The 18,612-nt window shown below is 68.2% G+C and carries 18 protein-coding genes; 11 read left to right on the forward strand and 7 right to left on the reverse strand.

The window, feature by feature from the left end; translation table 11 throughout:
• The first annotated feature begins 167 nt into the window (after positions 1-167).
• Genes DJ021_RS13390 through DJ021_RS13410 form a run of 5 tightly spaced genes read left to right on the forward strand, consistent with a single transcriptional unit; the run spans position 168 to position 6,427 of the window.
• On the forward strand, positions 168-1,382 hold the full coding sequence (locus DJ021_RS13390) for a lipopolysaccharide biosynthesis protein (RefSeq protein ID WP_165837214.1): 1,215 nt from the start codon (positions 168-170) through the stop codon (positions 1,380-1,382).
• The gene (locus DJ021_RS19110) at positions 1,379-2,872 is read left to right on the forward strand and encodes a hypothetical protein (protein WP_207801843.1); all 1,494 of its coding nucleotides are present in this window, start codon (positions 1,379-1,381) and stop codon (positions 2,870-2,872) included. The genes DJ021_RS13390 and DJ021_RS19110 overlap by 4 nt, the downstream gene beginning before the upstream one ends.
• Positions 2,869-3,603, forward strand: coding sequence for a glycosyltransferase family 32 protein (locus tag DJ021_RS13400; RefSeq protein ID WP_111458024.1), 735 nt, complete (start codon positions 2,869-2,871; stop codon positions 3,601-3,603). The genes DJ021_RS19110 and DJ021_RS13400 overlap by 4 nt, the downstream gene beginning before the upstream one ends.
• Complete coding sequence (locus tag DJ021_RS13405) at positions 3,600-5,219, forward strand: glucosamine inositolphosphorylceramide transferase family protein (protein WP_133255012.1); 1,620 nt, start codon at positions 3,600-3,602, stop codon at positions 5,217-5,219. Before DJ021_RS13400 ends, DJ021_RS13405 begins: the two co-directional genes overlap by 4 nt.
• On the forward strand, positions 5,216-6,427 hold the full coding sequence (locus tag DJ021_RS13410) for an FAD-dependent oxidoreductase (RefSeq protein WP_111458026.1): 1,212 nt from the start codon (positions 5,216-5,218) through the stop codon (positions 6,425-6,427). The genes DJ021_RS13405 and DJ021_RS13410 overlap by 4 nt, the downstream gene beginning before the upstream one ends.
• Before the next feature lie 9 nt (positions 6,428-6,436).
• On the opposite strand, the gene DJ021_RS13415 is transcribed toward DJ021_RS13410, so the two are convergent.
• Entirely contained in the window at positions 6,437-7,537 is a 1,101-nt protein-coding gene (locus tag DJ021_RS13415) for a GNAT family N-acetyltransferase (RefSeq protein WP_207801844.1), read from the reverse strand.
• A gap of 337 nt (positions 7,538-7,874) precedes the next feature.
• Here DJ021_RS13415 and DJ021_RS18725 point away from each other — a divergent pair, with 337 nt between their 5' ends.
• Positions 7,875-8,168: a hypothetical protein gene (locus tag DJ021_RS18725; protein ID WP_133255013.1), complete on the forward strand. Its 294-nt coding sequence runs from the start codon at positions 7,875-7,877 to the stop codon at positions 8,166-8,168.
• Positions 8,169-8,317: 149 nt separating this feature from the next.
• Here DJ021_RS18725 and DJ021_RS13420 read toward each other — a convergent pair whose 3' ends face one another.
• The 5 genes from DJ021_RS13420 to DJ021_RS13440 form a co-directional block, all read right to left on the reverse strand.
• Positions 8,318-10,246 carry a calcium-binding protein gene (locus DJ021_RS13420; RefSeq protein WP_133255014.1) on the reverse strand — a complete coding sequence of 643 codons (1,929 nt, stop codon included), beginning with the start codon at positions 10,244-10,246 and terminating at the stop codon, positions 8,318-8,320.
• 380 nt (positions 10,247-10,626) lie between these two features.
• Positions 10,627-11,841 (reverse strand): glycoside hydrolase 5 family protein, encoded by a 1,215-nt coding sequence (locus DJ021_RS13425; RefSeq protein WP_111458029.1) that lies wholly within the window; start codon positions 11,839-11,841, stop codon positions 10,627-10,629.
• A 268-nt stretch (positions 11,842-12,109) separates the two neighbouring features.
• Positions 12,110-13,003 carry a glycosyltransferase gene (locus DJ021_RS13430; protein ID WP_111458030.1) on the reverse strand — a complete coding sequence of 298 codons (894 nt, stop codon included), beginning with the start codon at positions 13,001-13,003 and terminating at the stop codon, positions 12,110-12,112.
• Positions 13,004-13,006: 3 nt separating this feature from the next.
• On the reverse strand, positions 13,007-14,179 hold the full coding sequence (locus tag DJ021_RS13435; protein WP_111458031.1) for a glycosyltransferase family 4 protein: 1,173 nt from the start codon (positions 14,177-14,179) through the stop codon (positions 13,007-13,009).
• A 52-nt stretch (positions 14,180-14,231) separates the two neighbouring features.
• Positions 14,232-14,933: a sugar transferase gene (locus tag DJ021_RS13440; protein ID WP_111459104.1), complete on the reverse strand. Its 702-nt coding sequence runs from the start codon at positions 14,931-14,933 to the stop codon at positions 14,232-14,234.
• Between the two features lie 574 nt (positions 14,934-15,507).
• Here DJ021_RS13440 and DJ021_RS13445 point away from each other — a divergent pair.
• The 5 genes from DJ021_RS13445 (at position 15,508) to DJ021_RS13465 (ending at position 18,386) form a co-directional block, all read left to right on the forward strand.
• Positions 15,508-15,831, forward strand: a complete 324-nt coding sequence (locus DJ021_RS13445) for a hypothetical protein (protein WP_111458032.1) — start codon at positions 15,508-15,510, stop codon at positions 15,829-15,831.
• Between the two features lie 87 nt (positions 15,832-15,918).
• Positions 15,919-16,176 carry a hypothetical protein gene (locus tag DJ021_RS13450; protein ID WP_111458033.1) on the forward strand — a complete coding sequence of 86 codons (258 nt, stop codon included), beginning with the start codon at positions 15,919-15,921 and terminating at the stop codon, positions 16,174-16,176.
• Between the two features lie 152 nt (positions 16,177-16,328).
• A complete protein-coding gene (locus DJ021_RS13455; protein ID WP_111458034.1) occupies positions 16,329-16,643 on the forward strand; it encodes a hypothetical protein in 315 nt (104 codons plus the stop codon).
• 217 nt (positions 16,644-16,860) lie between these two features.
• Positions 16,861-17,559 carry a hypothetical protein gene (locus DJ021_RS13460; RefSeq protein ID WP_111458035.1) on the forward strand — a complete coding sequence of 233 codons (699 nt, stop codon included), beginning with the start codon at positions 16,861-16,863 and terminating at the stop codon, positions 17,557-17,559.
• Positions 17,556-18,386 carry a metallophosphoesterase family protein gene (locus tag DJ021_RS13465; RefSeq protein ID WP_111458036.1) on the forward strand — a complete coding sequence of 277 codons (831 nt, stop codon included), beginning with the start codon at positions 17,556-17,558 and terminating at the stop codon, positions 18,384-18,386. The genes DJ021_RS13460 and DJ021_RS13465 overlap by 4 nt, the downstream gene beginning before the upstream one ends.
• Here the strand turns inward: DJ021_RS13465 and DJ021_RS18730 are convergent.
• Entirely contained in the window at positions 18,383-18,595 is a 213-nt protein-coding gene (locus DJ021_RS18730) for a hypothetical protein (RefSeq protein WP_133255015.1), read from the reverse strand. The two genes, DJ021_RS13465 and DJ021_RS18730, sit on opposite strands and share 4 nt — an antisense overlap.
• Positions 18,596-18,612 lie beyond the last annotated feature (17 nt).

Below are 18,612 nucleotides of genomic sequence, written 5' to 3' on the forward strand. Positions count from 1 at the left end.
CGCAAACATCCGCCGCGAGGTTCGGCGGCGACTTAGGACAGCCCCGCCGCAGCTCTCGGGAGATTTCCATCCAACAGCTCATGCCGAGGCCCCGGAAGTTCCTGAACGTCGCAGGCCTCCTGCGCGATACGACGGGGCATGCCTTGGGGCTGATGGCGCTGCGGTCGATGACCATCGCCGCGAAGTTCGTCCTGACGCTGTTCATCGCGCGATACCTGGGCCTGGCCGAGCTGGGGATCTTCGGGATCGTGACGAGCGCCGCCGTGCTGGCCCCGGTTCTGCTCGGCTTTGGGGTGTCCAACAATCTGGGCCGCGAAGCCGCGCGCGACGGAGCCCCAGCGATCACGGCGCGGCTAAGTCAGTACTTCGTCGTTCTGCTGCCGATATATGCGACCCTGTGTATCGTCAGCGTCGTGATATTTCCGGGGAAGGCGGTATTACTGGTCGCCCTGGGTCTGTTGCTGTTCCTGGAGCACATCCAGACCGACATGTTTTCCTTGATGATGATGACCGGCCGGCCGTACGCGGCGAACCTCGTCAACTTCATCCGATCGGCGGCCTGGGTGGCCGGATACGTGCCGCTCGCCCTCATCGATCCGCGCTTTCGCACCCTCAACGCCCTGGTGCTCGCCTGGCTGGGAGGATGCATCGTCGCGACCGTCCTGACCGTCGTCTTCACATCGCATTGGCGCTGGCACGAGGCGGTGGAGGCCTTGCCGGCCTCGGGCATGACGCTGCCGCACCGACACGGGTCGACGGCCCTCTATCTGAACGACGTGGCCAACACGCTCTTCCAGTATGTGGACCGGTATATCGTCGGGATATTCCTCAGCGTCGAGATACTCGGGATCTATGTGCTGTTCTGGTCCATCGGCAACGCGATGAGCAACCTGATCACGACAGCGGTGGTCCAGACCCGCAAGAGCACTTTGGTGCAGGTGGCGCACGCTGCGCCCCAGTCGTTCAACCGGAACCTTCGCGACGTGGCCTTTGTCACCAGCGGAACCGCGTTGGGCCTGAGCATCGCCGCCATCGTCGCGGTCTATGTCGCCGTGCCCTTCCTCGGCCGTCCGCAGGTCATTCCGTATCTACCGATCATGTACGTGTTGTGTGTCGGGTTGATGTTTCGAACGGTGTACGAAGTCCTGGGGATATCGTTCTACGCCCATGGTCGGGACGATATTACGCTGTATTCGGGCATCGCCATACTTGTAGCGGCGATCGGGCTCAACGTCGCGCTTGATCCGGCGTTCGGGATCTGGGGCGCGGGCGCGGCCCTGCTGGCCAGTTACGCCATCGGCGTCACGGCGCGGGCCGTGGTCATCTCCCGCGGATTTCAGCGGCGCGCGTACGCCCACGAACCCACGCGGGTGCAATCATGATGCGCACCAATTCCCTGGGCGGCGCAGCGGACGGCGCTCCCATGCCCTTCGGCGCGCAGGCGGGCGCCTGGGAGCCGCCGTCCACGGGCGTGGTGCGGCTGCCGGAGCTGGCGCGGCTCGGCGTCCAGCTGCTGGTGGTGGGCAGCCTGTTCACCGGCCTGCCGGGCCCTGCGGGGCTCGGAGAGTTGCGGGCTGAGGGCGCGTTGATCGGCTCGGCGCTGATCGTGCTCTTCGCGGCCCTGAGCGGCGTCGCCTTCGACGCCCGGGGCGCCAGGGCTGTGCTGATCTTCCTACCGCTCGCGGCCTGCATCCTGCTCAGCTACGCGATCAATGCGGACGAGGTCGCGACCGCCCACTTCCTCGGCCGGCAGGGGCCCGAAAAGTTCCTCAACTCGCTGTTGGTGCTCGGCTTCTACCTCTCGTTCTTCTACTCGCTCCTGTGTATCGCCAACGTCTACGGCGTCAGCCGGGTGTTGTCGGCGGCCAGCGCCGCGGCGCGCGTGGCGGCCCTCCTGCTCGTCCTTGAGATGGGCGTCGAAATCGTCACCTGGTTCGTCCCGCCGCTTCGCGACGTCTGGAGCTCCGCGCGGCACATGTGGGCCGGCAAGACCCCGGCGTCGCTTTACCGGCTGGTGGGATTTGCGCCTGAGCCGTCCTTCGCGGCCATCACCGCCCTCGGCTTCCTGGGCCTGCTGGCCGGCGATGCGACGCGCGGCGGATGGCGCGGTGAGGCGTCGAAGTCCAGATCGCGGCTGGTCGTGTTTCTGATCGTCGCCCTGGTCGCTTTCGAACTGCTGGCGAACTCCCGCACCTTCTTCGCCGGCGCGTTCGGCGCCGGCCTCGCGTGGCTGCTGATCGGCCCGGCGAGGCGACTGCCGGCCTCGCTCAGGGCCGGCCTCCTGGTGCTGGCGCCGCTGGCCTTGCAGGCGGTGTTGATCTGGGCGGTGGTGGCGGCCGCGCCGGGCACGCGCAGCGTCTCCAACATCACCCGCTCGGTCGGCATGGTGGCCGCGACCCAGGTGTGGAGCGATCACCCGCTGCTGGGCGTCGGCCTGGGCCAGTACGGGTTCCACTTCAGAGGCGGCGTGCCGTCGTGGGGCGTCCAGAGCTGGGAGGTTTCCCGGTACTTCCGGACCGCCGAGTACGACAAGCTCAACGGGCTTCCGCCGTCGTTCAGCCTCTTCACCCGGCTTGGCGCAGAACTCGGCCTGATCGGCTTCCTCGCCTGGATCCTGCCGCCGATGTACGCGATCCGGCGGGCCCTCATCCTGCGCCCGGGACCCCTGACCTCGATCATGGTGTTCGCCCTGGTGGCGCAGGTCTGGACGGGGCTGTCCCTCGATAGCTTCAGGAACGTCTACTACTGGCTGTGGCTCGCCTGCCTGCTCGCGTGGCCCGGCCAGAACAACCTGCCATTCAGCGAAGTGACGACCTTCCGACGCAGGGAGGTGACGGACGTGGGCGTGGGCAACTGGGGACGGGCGATATGACCGAAGCGGCACGCATTCCGAAGACCATCCACTACTGCTGGTACGGCGACGCGCAGATCAGCGAGTTGAGCCGGCGCTGCATGCAGACCTGGCGGGACTGCATGCCCGACTATGCCGTCGAAGCGTGGAACGAAGACCGCCTGGACATGAAGAACCCCTACGTCCGGGACGCGTACAGATCACGCCAGTTCGCCTTCGTTGCGGACTACGTCCGTCTCCTGACCCTCTATGAACATGGAGGGGTCTATCTGGACACCGACATGGAGGTCCTGCGGCCGCTCGATGAGTTGCTCGACACCGGGCTGTTCTTCGGCCTCCAGGCCCCCGGCAGCGTGGGGGCAGGGGTCATCGGGGCGGTCAAGGGGCACCCGTTCCTGAAGCTGGCCCTGGACAGGCTCGACGCGGAGGCGCGCGCCGGCAAGCCGCAATACAGGCCCTTGCCGGAACTGCTGACCGAACTGGCGAACGCCAATGCGGCCATCGCGCCGGTGCTGTTCCCGGAGGAATACTTCTACCCCTACAACCCCTACAGCCCGCTGCCGCTCAAGCAGAAGCCGCTGCAGTCGAACATCACCGAGCGGACGATCTGCATCCATCATTGGGAGGGGACGTGGCTGGGCGGAATGTCGCTGCGCATGATGATCGGCCTTCGCGTGAAGGCGGCGCTGCGCCTCGCCAATCCGGCGCGATGGTTGCGTCCCGTCGTCCGACAGGTGGCGGCCCGGCCATGACCCCCGCCGGAGTCCATGAGCAGCATGGCATGGCGGGCGGCCTCGGGGACGGCCCCTGGATCGCGCCCGCCGCGCCGAGGGAGCGGGAGCGTTCACCCCCTGCGCGGCCCGCCCGGATCGTGGTCGTCGTTCCCTCGGACCGCACCCGGGCCTGGGTGATACGGCTGGTCGAGGTGCTGCGCCTGCAGTTCGGGCTGCCGACCGACATCGTCTCGGTCCCCAGCCTGCATTCCTATGACCAAATCCCGTCGGAAAGTTTCGAGCAGCGCGTGTTCGGTCGCGGGCAGGAGGGGCACTCGGCCTGGCAGGCGACCCGTCCGACCGCCACTGCCGACAGCATTCGATGGTCCGACAGCCTGGTGGTGAACGCGACAGGGTACGACCCGAGCATTCTTCCGCCCGAACTGCGCCTTGGCACGATCATCTCACCCACCTTCCACGGCCTCTATCGGATGGAGGCGCTCGTCGGCCCCGTGCTGAGCGGGGAGCCGCCGCATATCGGGGTCATCGTCTCGCGGGCCGGCGAGTCGTGGCTGGTGCAGGGCGCGCGGCTCGCGGTCCCCGAGCGCGCCATCATGCAGCGCGCGCTCGACAGCACCTTCGGGCGGACCATCACCCTGCTGCGGGGCGCCGCCGACCACCTGATCACCGGCAAGCCCTTGCCGGAACCGGTTCCGCTGCCGCCGCTGGCGGAGGCGCCGTCGGGGCTCGGCTTCTGGGCGAGCCGCCTGCTGCGGGCCGGCCTTCCCAAGCTGGGCCGGCAGCTGAGTAAGCCATTCCGGCGGCAGGACTGGTGCATCGGCTACCGGTCGGCGCAGCCGGAGGACTCACCCGCCAACCTGCAGCTGGATCCGGCCAGCTTCCAGCTGTTGGACTCAGGACGGTCCAGCTTCTACGCCGACCCCTTCGTGTTTCGGCACGACGGCGTCACGGCGCTGTTCTTCGAAGACTTCGATTACGGGACGCAGCGCGGATGCATCAGCTACGTCGTGCTGGGCGAGGACGGGGCGCGAGGTGAGCCGGTCCAGACGCTGAGCCGGCCGTACCACCTCTCGTATCCCTACCTGTTCGATCATCACGGCGCCGCCATGATGATCCCGGAGTCGAGCGCGAACGGGACCATCGAACTCTACGAGGCCGAAGCGTTTCCCGACCGGTGGCGGCTTCGATCGGTCCTCGTCGGCAACATCGAGGCGGCCGACACCACCTTGCACTTCGACGAGGCGACCGGGATCTGGTGGATGTTCGCCGCGGTCACCGAATTCGGCAGCTCGTCGCACGACACCCTGTCGATCTTCTACGCCGACCGGCTGGACGGGCCTTGGCGGCCCCACGCCGCCAACCCGGTCAAGTTCGATCCCTCTTGCTCACGTCCGGCGGGCCCGCTCGTGCGGTGGAACGGGCGCCTGTTCCGCCCTGCCCAGGACTGCACGCGCGGCTATGGCGACGGTCTGGTGTGGTGCGAGATCCAGGACCTCACGCCTGAGGTGTTCCGCGAGGCGGTGGTCGCGCGCCAGCGTCCGTACCGCGGCTTTGCGGGCCTGCACACCTACGGCCGGGCCGCCGGGTTCGAGGTGGTCGACTTCAAGCGAAACCGCTGGCGGTTCGTCCAATGACCGTGAACGGGTCGATGTTCGTCAAGGTCCCCTCGCGGTCGCAGGCGGACGTGGTCGTCGTGGGCGGCGGCCTCAGCGGCTCGCTGGCTGCCGTGCTGCTCGGCCGTGCGGGCTATCGCGTCGCCTTCGTCGATCGCCATGCGGTCTGTCCTGCCCAGTTCCGGGTCGAGAAGATCGCCGGCGTCCAGGTCGAACTGCTGCGCCGGATGGGACTTCTCGACTGTCTCGCGGCTGCAGGCGCGCCCTTCGTGAAGGTGGTCAACGCCCGTCGCGGCCGGGTGCTCGACGAGACCTTCGGCCAGCACTACGGGATCCTCTATGACGACATGGTCCGCGTGGTCCGCGAGCAGCTGCCGCCCGCCGTCCGGTTCCTGGTCGATCGTGTGGTGCAGATCGAGACTGGCCCCGACCACCAGCAGGTGACGCTGGCCGGCGGCGAGGTCATCAGCGCCCGGCTGGTGGTGCTCGCGACCGGGATGGGCGACCTCCTGCGGCAGGATCTCGGAATATCGCGGCGGGTGATCTTCGAGAAGCACTCGACCACCTTCGGGTTCAGCATCTCGCCCGCGCCGGGCCAGGCGTTCGGATTTCCGTCGCTCACCTACTACGGGGAGCAGCAGGCGGACGCGATCGACTACCTCACGCTGTTCCCGGTCGGCGACGTGATGCGCGCCAACCTGTTCACCTATCGCGACTACCGCGATCCCTGGCTGCAGGACATGCGGCGTGATCCCAAGTCGACGCTGCTCGCGACCCTGCCGGGGCTTGGCCGCTTCCTCGGGGATTTCCAGGTCGTCACGCCGGTGCAGTACTGGATCATGGATCTGTGCGTGGCGGGGGACTACGAGCGCGACGGCGTGGTGCTGATCGGCGACGTCTTCCAGACCTCCTGTCCGGCAGCCGGCACCGGCGTCAGCCGCTTGCTCACCGACGTGGAGCGGCTGTGCATGGTCCATCTGCCCCGCTGGCTCGCCTCTCCCGGCATGGGTCGGGAGAAGGTGAGCGAATTCTACCAGGACCCGGCCAAGCAGGCGGCCGACCGCAGCGCCCTGAGGGCGGCGCACTATCGTCGCGGGGTCACCGTCGACCCGGGCATGGGTTGGACGCTGCGCCGGCAGCATGCGTTCATTCGCCGCCGGCTCCTCGGACGGGTGAAGGACTTGCAGCGGGCGCTGCCGGCCCCGTCCGCCGGCCAGGCCGAGGCCTAGTCGGGGGGATCAGGCCCCGACGGGTTGGGTGGCGCCTCCGCCCTGCCGGTTCACGAAGTCACGCGCGACCTTCATCGCCCAGGGGGCCTTCGCGAGCAGGGCCGCGACCTTGCCGGGCGGGGTCGCGGCGGCCGAGATCATCCACAGGCCGGAGGGCTGGGCGCCGAAGCGGCGCTTGTAGGATTCGTCGCCGATGGTGAAGTCGAGGATCAGGTCCTGCCTGGCGATGCAGTCCTTGGCGACGTCTTCGAAGGCGAGGGCGCCGATGGACTGGCTCTTGTAGGTGACGAGGTCGAAGCCGCCCATGAGCACCAGGAACTGGCGGCGATGGCACAGGCCCCAGATGGCGCCGATCGCCTGACCGTCCACCGACAGCCGGTAGGTCCGGGAGAAGCCGCTCGCGGCGCCCTTCAAGGCGACGTCGAGATAGAAGCCGTAGTAGAGGGGGTTCTGCAACAGATCCCCCTCGAACCGCTCGTTCCGGTACTCCTGCATCGCGCGGAAGGTGTCCGCGATCTGCGCCGCATCCTGCAGGCACTCGAAGCGGACCTCGCCGACGCGGTTCAGCTGCCGGCGCTTCTTCTGCAGCTCCTTCTCGAACGAGGAGCCGAGGTTGTCGGCCTGCCACTGTCCAATGGGTTCGTAGAGGCTCACGGCGTGCGCACTGACGTCCATGGGCGCACGGTCGCCGCCGAACAGCTTCTCGAGCGGCGGAGCCCTGTCGCCGACCTTCTTGATGCGCAGCAGGTCGTAGGGCTTCAGCTGCGTGCGGATCGCCTTGCAGACCTTGGGATCGGCGACGATCTGCGCGAACACCGCATCCTCGCAGACCGGCGCGGCGTAGTCGGACACGCCGAGATCGGCGAACTCCACCACCCGGATGGCGCCGTGGCGTCGGCGAACCAGCGGGAGGATCATCGCGAGCCTCTGGTCTTCCCGCCAGCGGACGGCGATCACCATGGGCTCCACGCCCAGCCGGGAGGCGAGATTGAGATAGAGTCCCGCCAGCCAGAGGGGATGCTGGAACGGGGTCGCGCCGGCCCTACCGAACAGGTCGGAATACTCCGGAGACAAAAAGTCGAAGGAGTTTTCCAGAAGGATATCAAACACTGCTTGCCTCCCGACGGGCGTCACATGGCGATCAATGGTCATGCGCTGCCGGCCAGCAGCTCCACCGGATACGACCGGTTCAACGGCCCCTAATACCCAAGGTTTGGCTCAGGAGTTCCGTGGTTGCTGTCGATGTGAAGCCCGCCAGCGCGCCTTCCCGGCAATGAAATGAAAAGATGTGATCTGCGGCACATACGAACTCGCCGTGGGGGGTAGTTTCAGCAGGCCTACCGCCAAAGTGGCGTTGCATGTTCTCGCGCTCATCCGAGCACGCCGAACTCGCCGACCTGGCTCGCGCCGCCTCATCTGGAGGCCAACCCGCCGAAGGGAGGGAGACGTGCCGACCTACAAGCTTCAAGCCTTCGATGCGGGCGGCGGTTTCGCATTCGCCGCCACGCTGCGCTGCGACGACGACTATGGCGCCTGCGCCAAATTCAAGGCCCTGGCCCTGGGCGGTCACCGCGCGGAGCTGTGGCGTGGCGACCGGCGGTTGGCCACGCGCGCCGCCACGCCCAGCGCCGGGCCGGGCGCTGGTCAGGCCGGGGCGGTCGCGGACCCTCGCTGGACGCCAGGCGCCGGCGCGCGTTCAAGCGCGTCGCCGCATGGAACCGATAACAAGCGTAGCCGTTGATCCGAGGCGACGCTCCATCCCCGTCAGCGGCGTCGCTGGTCGCTGAAGCCCCCGGTCCTCCTGGATCGGGGGCTTTTCGTTGGCGGAGCGACCGCGCCGGCCATCGCCGCCCTGTCGCAGGGACGGCGGGCCGGCGCGGCGCCGCTACATCAGGCTGCGAAGATCCAGCCGCTGGGCAGGGACGACAGCTGCACGCCCGCCAGCACCATCTCGTTGCCGCCGCCCATGTCGATGACCGTGTCCGCACCCTGCTGAGACAGGGTGTAGGTGGTGCCCGGATCCACCTGCACCCGGTCGCCTTCCGAGACGTGGAAATCGGTGACCCGGTCCATCCCCGCGGTCTGGAAGGTGTGGAAGATGTCCGCGCCCGCGCCGCCGGTGAGGGTGTCGTTGCCCCGGTCCCCGGACAGCCAGTCGTTGCCGCCGCCGCCATATATGACGTCGTCGTTCTGGCCGCCTCGGATGATCTCGTTCCCTGAGCCGCCGTTCAGCGTGTCGTTTCCGATGTTGCCGTAGAGGATGTTGCCGCCGGTGTGGGCGGTGATCAGGTCGTTGCCCTGGCCGCCCACCAGCCAGTCGTCGCCGCCGGAGCCGCCATCGATGGTGTCGTCGCCCTTGTTGCCGTTGATGTTGTCGAACCCTGAGCCACCGACGATGGAGTCGTTGCCGTCGTCGCCCCACAGGGTGTCGCCGCCGGACCAGCCGGTGAGCGTGTCGTTGCCCGCGCCGGCATGGATGTCCGGAGCCGCCGGAGCGGCCGCGATGTTATCGGCGCCGCTGCCCCCGGTCGTCGGGGGTGGGGTTGGCGCAGGAGCCGGCGTCGGCGTCGGCGTGGGTGTCGGCGCCGGGCTGGTGGAGCCGCCGACCGGCGTCACCTCGACGATCAGCGGGTGGTCGGTGACGTTGAAGGTGATGTGGCTGGTGGTCCCGAGCGACTGCACCGGGGCCGTGCCCTTCATCGGGTCGTAGATCGTGACGTTGGCGGCGGTCGCCAGGTCGATAGTGACCGGGGTGTTGGGGGCGGCGATCTCGGTGTTGGTGTTCTCGTTCCAGATGTCCGGCTCGGCCCAGACGACGATGTCCTTGGCGCCGTTGCCCTCCTGGAACAGCATCTGGCCGCCCCACTGGGGGACGCCCTGGATGGCGTAGTCCAGCGTGCCGGTGGCGAAGGCGCCGCTCGCCGAGCCGTCGGTGAGGATGGTGGTGAAGTTGTGGATCGCGGTGGCCGCGAGCTTGGGGGTGCCGTCCCAATTGTAGAGGCCGAAATGGCTCTCGGCGTCGGTGGGGCCGGCGTTGTGGCTCTCCGCCAGCTCATAGATGAAGGTCTTCGCCACACCGCTCTTGGCGGCGTCCATGAACATGTTCAGGAGCTGCTTGGCCTGGGTGGTCTGGTCGACCGCGGTGATGGTGGTGCTGCCGACCGCGGTGGTGGCGCCGGCCTCGGTGACCACCACCGGCAGGCCGGGGGCGTCGATCGCCGCCGACTTCAGGTAGTTGGACCAGTAGAAGGTCGGGTCGTTGGGGCTCCAGCCGTAGCCCGGCTGGCCGCCGCCCCAGTAGATGTGGACGTTGCCGTAGTCGGCGCTGGCGTGCATGTCGCCGACCGCCTGATACTTGCTCGGGGTCATGCCCGAGACGGTCAGCAGGTAGACCGGCTTGTTGGCCAGCACCGGGTCGGCGTTGACGCTGCTGAACAGCGACTTCTGGTAGGCGTCGGATCCGGCGTAGCCGCTCTGGCCGTTCCAGCTCACCGGCCAGCCGTCGACCTCGTTCGGGCCTTCGATCGCCAACACCCCGCCCGGATGGGCGACCTCCAGGTTGTGCGCCTGGTTGAGGAAGGTGGTCATGTCGCTCTTGTCGGTCCACAGGTCGAAGTGGATGCCCTGCGACATCAGCGTGTTGATCACGCCGTAAGAGGTGCTGTTGTCGATCGTGTCACGGACGTTGGACAGCCCGAGATACTTCAGCTCGCTCGCGACCGTCGCAGCGTTGGTGTACTGGGTCCCGGTCCAGGAAAGGTGAGTGTTGACTCCGAGAGTGGCGATGAAAGATGACGCGTTTTGTGCCGTGTACTGCAATTGGCGTATCCAGATTTACGCCCCCACCCCTCCCGTCAATCAAGTAGAACGAAAGACACTCCAAGGTATCGGCGACCAATAAAACTCCGTTCGACGATCGCATCGTCGATTGGTTGCCGAATCAGAATGTCCCGTCCCTCAAAGGCGGGTGGGTGTTGCTTAACGACCGGTCGCACGGTTGAGGTTGTGGCAAGTTGGCACAGTCCCGCTTTGTCGCAGCGGTGAAATATCCACTCGACTCAGGGAAAGGCGCGCGGCCGGCCGGCGCCGCCGGTTGTGGACGCGTGGAGGGCTGTCGGAGCGCCGGACGCCGCGCGAAGATCCGCTAAGTCGCGGTTTCTACAGGCCTATGCCTGGCCGCGGCCAAGCCGACGGCGGGCTCACCTGAGCTCGATGATCAGCGGATGGTCGGTGAGGCTGACGGTCAGGCGGGTGACCCGGCCGAGCGACTGCAGCGGGGTGGCGGCCTTCAGCGGATCGTAGACCGCGACCATCCTGGGGGCGGCCAGGCTCACCGTCACCTGGGCGGTGGGCGCGGGGATCGGCGTATGGGTGGTCTCATTCCAGACGTCGGGCTCGGCCCAGACCACCAGGTCGTAGACGCCGTGCTGCTCCTGGAACAGGAAGTGCTGGCCGGTCTCCGGCAGCCCCTGAACGATGTACTCCAGCGCGCCGGGGTTGAAGCCGCCGGTGGCCGAGCCGTCGGTGAGGATCCGCGTGAAGTTGTGGACCGCGACAGCCGCCGGCTTCGGCGTCCAGTCGTAGCGGAACAGGCCGTAGTGGGCCTCGGAGTTGGTGGCGTCGCCCCGCCGGCTCTCGACCAGTTCGTAGAGATAGGTGGCGGCGACGCCGCTCTTCGCCGAATTCATCAGCGCGTTGAGGATCTGCTTGGCCTGCGTCGTCTCATCGACGCCGCCCCCCCACAGGTGGGCCGACGAGGCGCCGGTCTCGGTGATGACGGTGGGTTTGCCCGGGGCGCCGATCTGTCCCGCCGCCAGCCAGTTGTTCCAGTGGAAGGTGGGATCGGCCTGGCTCCATCCGTAGGACGGCTGGCCTCCGCCATAATAGATGTGGACGTTCGCATAGTCGGTCGCCCCCGACAGGTCGCCCAGCGCCTCATACTTGCGGGCGTCGAGGCCGGAGACGGTGACGTTGTAGACCGGCACGTTGCGCAGCAGGCGATCGGCCCTGACCTGGGCGTACAGCGCCGCCTGGAAGGCCGAGGCCGCGGGGTAGCCGCTCTTGCCGTTGTAGGAGATCGGCCAGCCGTCGACCTCGTTCGGGCCCTCGATGGCGGCCACGAAACCGGGGTGGGCCTGCGCCAGGGCGCCCACCTGGCGCATGAAGGTCTTCAGGTCCGAATGCGACTCCAGGTCGAACTTGAACCCGGCGCCCGCCAATTGGTCGATGCCCGCGTACGACGAGGCGTCGAGGGAGTCCCGCAGGTTGTGGACGCCGAGGTAGCGGGCGCCGGCCGCAACCTTCTGGAGGTCCCCGTAAGGGGTCTTGCTCCAGCCGACGTGCGTGTTGACGCCCAGGCTTCCGACAAATTCAGACGAGTCGTAGGCGACGTTCGCCAGATGCCTGTCGCCCACCTCAGCTCGGCTGCAGCCCCACTGAAGCGACAGCAGAACCGCGAGAAGGACTCTGCGGAGAGCCGCGCCACGCAAAGCCCTCGCGGCGCTCGGAGAGTAGGTCTGTGCCAAGCCGGCGTGCTCCTCATCTGTCGCAGCAGCGCGCGCCGCCCGGCGGAACTGGACGCCAGGCGAGCGGGGCCATGACACGCCCGGCGACGCGGTTCTGCAATGGGCGCCCGGCGCCAAGCGGCGGCCAGGGCGCGCGATCGGCGGGTGCGAACCCAGCCTAGGCGTTGACGCTGCGGTGTCCCGCCGCATCGGCCGCCGACGAGCCCGCCCGGCGCAGGGTCCTGGCTCCCGGACCGAAGGCGTATGACCACTGCCGGCGGAGCGCGCCCACGGCGCGCACAGGCAGCAGGTAGCCGGCGAGCAGCAGGCCCAGGGTCCGCGCCATGCCGATCCAGCCTGCGGCGCCGAACAGCCGCAGGTAGCGCCACTGGACGCGCAGCCGCGAGGTGAGCTGCTGGCGGTAGTGGGTGAACGAGACGCTGCCCTGGCGCAGGCGATAGCTGATGAGCGGCGTGTTCATCACCTGGACCACGCCCGCGGCGAGGCCGCGCATGAAATAGTCGTAGTCCTCCGCGCGCGGGAAGGCGTCGGAGTACAGCCCGATGCGGGAGATGTATTCCGCCCGGAACGCCGCCGTCGGATGGATCAGCACATTGTTCATCGCCATGGCGCGGAGCAGGCGGCCCGGATCGACAGGGGGGGTGCGGCTGCCGGTGAGCGCGCCGCCCTCGTCGATGAGGTCCGCGCCGCCGAACACCGCCAGGCACTCGGGGTGCTCGTCCAGGTAGGCGAGTTGTTTCGAGAAGCGCGCGGCATGGTTCAGGTCGTCCCCGTCCATCCGGGCGATGATCTGAAACCCCAGGCCAAGCGCCAGGATCAGCCCGGTGTTCAGGGCGGTGGAGATGCCGACCTTGCCCTTGAACCGGAACACCATTCCGTCGAGCCCGAAGCGGGCGAAGTCGATCTCCACCGGCACCGCACTGCCGTCGTCGACGACGATCAGGAAGGGCTTCGCCTCGCACCGTTCGAAGGAGGCCAAGGTCTCCAGCAACTCGGGCCCCGGGTCGCGCAGGGGCATGCAGCAGGCCAGTCGGTCAGCGCCCTGGTTCATGGCTCACCCCCCCGCGAGCGGCGCCGGGTGCGCCAGGCCTGAAAGGCGAACCCGCGCCGGCGGCGCGCTTTGAAGCTCTTCGTAGAGGCGGAACAGTTGATCGTTCATGGTGGCGGACGTGAAGCGCTGCTCGAAGGCCTCGCTCGCCGCCGCGCCCATTCGGACCGCATCCTCCCGGGCCAGGCCCTCCAGGGCGCGGCCGAGGAAGCCGGGTTCGCGGGTGTCGACCAGCAGGCCGGTGCGCCCATGGTCGATGATGTGCGGGAACGGACCGCCGGCGCTGGCGATCACGGGCTTGCCCGCGCGCATGGCTTCGAGGGCCACGAGCGGCATGCCCTCCCAGCGCGAGGGCATCACCACGAAGTCCGCCCTGGCCATCAGCTCGCGGACCCCGGATCGCTGCAGCCAGCCGAGGATCGCCACATTGGGGGGGCAGGCCAACGCGCGGGTGGCCTCGACCACGTGGCCGCCCGCGACCACCAGTCGCGCCGAGCTGAGGAGGGCCATCTCCTGCAGGAGAAGATCGAAGCCCTTCTGGTAGTCGGTGCGCCCCACGAACAGCAGCCGCCAGCACATGGGCTGGTCAGGTTCCTGCCCGTCGCAAGGGCGAGGCTCGGCCGGCTGGGCTTCGGCCGGCGCCGCGGCGATCCCGGAGGGAATGAGCCGCACCTTTCCGCTCCGCCGCCACGCCGCGGGCAGGAAGGCGTCCTCGTGCGGCGATATGTTGATGATGGCGTCGGTGGCGAGATAGAGGGCGCGCTCTGCCAGCCGAAACAGATCGCGCCCCCTGCTGGGCCGGCCGGGGTCTATCGCCCAGCCGTGCGCGCAGTAGACGACCCGGCCCTGAAATCCGGTCGTGCTCGCCACCAGGCGGCCGATCGCGCCGGCCAGCGAACTGTGGAGATGGAGGATGTCCGGCCTTTGCCGGGCGAGCTGTCGCTGCAAGGCGACGGCCAGGCGAGCCAGGCTCGAGAGGTTTCGCCCCGTCCGGGGATATCCGACCACGTCGGAACCGCCCGACTGGGCCAGATGCTCCATCTGCGAGGCGGGGGCCAGCAGCACAACGTTGCGTTCGCCGAAGCGCTTGCGCTGCGCCGGCAGGATCTCGTCAAGATAACTGGCCGGGCCGCCGGGAAGGCTCTCGCAAACATGAAGTATATTCACGCTACACTCCAATCTACGGGCGGCATTACAGCGGGGGTGATCTGTCCTGGTCGCTCTCGAGGTACTAATAAGCGTTGGGATCGTGGAACAACGCCGGCACAGTCATGATGATGATCTTCATGTCCAGCAGCAGGCTCCAGTTATCGATGTAGAAGTTGTCGGCTTGCACGCGGCCCACGAGGCTGTCGGCGTCCCGCAACTCGCCGCGGAATCCGTTGACCTGGGCGTAGCCGGTCAGGCCGGGGCGGACCCGGAAGCGGGCGCCGTAATTCGGAACTTCGGCCGCCCAGATGCGATCGTGGCTGACCGCATGGGGCCTCGGGCCGACGAGCGACATGTCGCCCTTGAGGATGTTGAGGAGTTGCGGAAGTTCGTCCCAGCTGAGCCGTCGCAGGACTGCGCCGACCCGCGTCACCCTCGCGTCGCCCCGGGTCGCCTGGCGCAATTCGGGCTCCGCGAGCGTCGGGCCTTCCGGCTCGCCGGCGGCCGGTCGAGGCGCGATCGGCTGGGGCGCGGCCGCCCTCATCGACCGGAACTTGTAGAGCCTGAACTTGCGTCCGCCGAGGCCGGTCCGCTCCTGCAGGAACAGGATCTGGCCGCCGTCCTCGATAAATATGGCGACGGCGATCAACAGAAAAAGCGGCAGAAGGATGAGCGCGGCGAAAGCAGCCAGCGTGGCGTCGAACAGACGCTTCGCCCCCTGTCTCGGAAGAATCGAAATGTCCTCGAAAAGGACGTCCGAGATAATCTTCTGCTGGTCAGTCATGTGGCCGATCACAGTTCACGGCCGAAAACAGCAGTGCATAGCAAAGCTCGGCCATACAATAATGGGGTTGTATAGGAAGTCCGACATCATCGTTGAACCGGGGGTGGCGCATTGACCGGCGTCACATTCTTGACGTTGTTGTTGTTATTCATGCGTGGTGTGGCCGAGCGCTGTGTTAGCCGCATGCGGTTTGACCGGCGGCCATGCCGATCTCCTCACGGACGGACGCCCGCCGGCGGCTCTGCCGAGAAAGCCAGCCACCGTCGTCGTTCAGCCGTTCTGCCTGCGCCGCCATTGCGAGCGTCCTCGAGCGCGGGCCGTTAGAGCCCGCAGATCTGGCCGCCCAAATCAGGCTTTTGTCGCAAGAGTTCCGCCGGTGGGTGAAAAGGCTGGCGCCCGGGGCAGAGGCCGCACTGTTCTGGGTTTGGCGGCCGGCGGGCGACGCCTGGGCGTTCCGCACGTCGCCGTGGATCCGCCGGCGCGAGGTCGAAGTTTAGCCTGCTCGCGCGCCGATGGCTTTGGATCCGTTGCGGTCTGCGCCAATCTATGACCGCTCTGCCATGAGGAGGCATTCATGAGGCGACGCATCGAGATCCTCGGGGACTCCGGCCAGAGCTACACCTTCACCCGCCTGGAGGAGGAGGACCTGCAGCGGCGGATCGGTGTGAACTACCTGATCGCCGTCCCTCTCGAGGCGGGTGGCTGGCGGGTGCTGCACGTCGGCGGCACCAACGACCTGTCGGACCAGGCCTGGCAGCCGCTGCTGGACGAGGCGAGGGCGCAGGATCCGGCCGCCGAGTGCCTGATCCGGCTCAACGTCAGCCGGATCAAACGCGAAGCCGAAGCCATAGACATCGCCGAACGTCACCTGGGGCGCGCCGAGCCGCCTTCCGGCTGACGGCGGGCAAAAAACGGCGCCGCTACGGCGAACCGGATCGAGGACGGACAGATTAAGGCGGGCTGCGAACAACCGGAGAGGTGACGCATGGGCCCGGATGTTCCCTGGACCGCCGGGGATGGCGTGGATCGCGGCGCGGCGCTGACGGCCGCCAATGAAAATCGCCCGCGCCGGGTCGCTGCCGGCCTCCCGGAGCCGCCGCCGGAGCTCGACCTCTCGGAGAAGACCGCGCTCGCGCTGTTGCGCTGCGGCCGAAGCTTCGCGGAGGCCGCCGAATCCAGCGCCGTTGGCCTGGATCGGCTCGTCAGCCTGTGGCGGAAACTGGGGCGGCCGGGCGGCGGCTGATCGGGCGAGACGGCCCCATGCGTCGGGGGCGGGCAGCCGGCGACGACCGGGATTCTTCAGAGTGGTGACCCGGGACAATTATCCCGCGGCGCCTCGGGCCTATGATGCCCACGGACCCCATCCCTGACTCACCCCCGTGAACGGAGGCCGCCATGCCCATTATGGCCCTGTTTCGCTCATCGCGCGTCGATCGCGCGAAGTATGACGCCATCATCGAGCAGCTCGATCTCGAAAGGAGCCCGCCCCCCGGGGCCATGACGCACACCTGCGGCTTCGACGAGAACGGGATCTGCGTCGCGGACGTGTGGAACACGCGCGAGGATTTCGAGGCGTTCATGACCGACCGCCTTGCTCCGGTTTTTGCGAAGCTCAACCTCGACATGGAACGCCCGGCGATCATCGATGTGTACGCCATGAGCGCCACCGACGCGGTGGATCGTTACAAGCCGGCGCTCGCCGTCGCCTGAACCGCGCGGACCGAGAGCTCCCGACGCGTGCGCACCGGGTTCGTGGGATCGAAGTGCGGCCGTGGTCATTTAGCTGCAGCCGCACCTGGCGTCGGCGTTGCGTGGAATTGGATTGACCATGAGGTCCGACAACGGGCGGCAGCCCCCCGGTCCTGACGATATGGACCCGCCGCCGGCATCGGTGGCGTCCCGACGACGGCGCGAGCTGTCGCGGTCGGTGTCGGCCGAGCTTGAGCAGATCTTCAGCGAGGTTGTTGCGGCGCCGGCCGATCCGCCGCCGCGGGCCCGCGGCGGGAGCCGCGTCCGCACGATCCTGGCGGCGTCGCACGGCCGCCGCGCGGGCAGGGTGGCGACCCTGGGCGGGCTCTGCGCCGCGGCGCTGGTGGGGGTCTCGTTCGGATCGGTTGTGGTCAAGTCGCCGGCCTTCCAGCCGGCCCACGCTGCGGTCGCGGCTACGGCCACGCCAGCGCGGCAGCCGATCTCCACGGCCAACGCCGATGCGCCCGAGGCGGCGGCCGTCGGCCGGTCCCTCCCATGGCCGACGCCGGCCTTCGAAGCCGGTCCTCCCGTTCAGCGGGCGGCCGTGCGCCCTGCAGGCTCGCAGCTGGCGCCCCGAAAGGCCGTCGCGCGGTCGCCAGCCTGGAAGTGCCGGCGCCTGAAGGGCGGGGCCCTGGCGCGCTGCGCCTATCCCACGGTCATCGCCGCCGACCGCCGGCTGCGGACCGCCTACGCCAGCGCCAGCCGCGCGGGGGTCTCCCGGTCGGTCCTGGTCTCGTACCGCAGCGCCTGGGCCGACTTGCGGCCGCGCGCCTCGCGGGACCCCGGCCACGTGATCGATCGTTATGACACTCTGACGAGGGACCTGACGCGCATGACCCGGCGCCAACGGGCCGGGCGCGCTTCGGAGCGATCATGATGGCAAAGCCAGAACGAGCCCCGCGCCGATCCCCCGGCGGCGGCGGCACAGCCGGCGAGCTGGTCTACGCGATCGGCGACATCCACGGCTCATACGAGCTGCTCAAGGAGCTTCTGGCGGCGGTCGCCCGCGATTACGCCGGACGGGCCAAGGGGCGGCGGCCGATCCTGATCTTCCTCGGCGACTACATCGACCGCGGGCCGCAATCGACCAGCGTGCTGGAGACCATGCTGTGGCTGCAGCGCCGGGAGGATATCGAGACCCACCTGCTGAAGGGCAACCACGAGCAGGGCCTGCTGGCGTTTGTGGACTCGCCGGAGGAGGGCTCCGGCTGGCTGCGGTTCGGCGGGGTCGAGACCCTGGCCTCCTACGGGGTCGCGCCGCCGGACCCGGTGAAGGGACCGCAAGCCTATGTGCGGGCCCGCGACGAGTTGCTGGAAGCCATGCCGGCCTCGCACCTGCGGCTCCTGCAACGGCTGGAACTGATGGCGATCATCGGCGACTACGCCTTCGTCCACGCCGGGATCAGGCCGGGCACGGCGCTCAAGGCCCAGACCGAGCGGGACCTGCTGTGGATCCGGGAGGGCTTCCTGGACGCCCCTCAGGCCTTCGAGAAGATCATCGTCCACGGCCACACCTGGATCGGCGAGGATCCCCAGATGCTGGAGAACCGGATCGGCGTGGACACCGGCGCCTATGAGACCGGCGTGCTGACCGCCCTGCGCCTGGACGACGGCCAGCGCGGCATCCTGCAGGCCGGTCGTGGCGCGCAATGGCGCCGTGCGCCGCCCGGCGTGGGGGGCGAACTGGTGATCACCCGCGCCTAGTCGTTCTTGAAGTAGCCGCTCCAGTCCGGATCGCCCCGCATGCGGCGGAACAGCCGCACCATCCGCGGCCGCGTCAGCAGCCAGACGTCGTAGGCTGCGGTGAGGGCCAGCGTCGCCAGGAAACTGTGGAACGCCGCGTAGGAGACCACCACCAGCGCCACCGTCGTGGAGACGCAAAACAGGATCGCGCGGACGTCTCGTCCCCTCATGGCGTCACTCTCGAAAG

It is taken from the genome of Phenylobacterium hankyongense (assembly GCF_003254505.1).
Taxonomy (GTDB): domain Bacteria; phylum Pseudomonadota; class Alphaproteobacteria; order Caulobacterales; family Caulobacteraceae; genus Phenylobacterium; species Phenylobacterium hankyongense.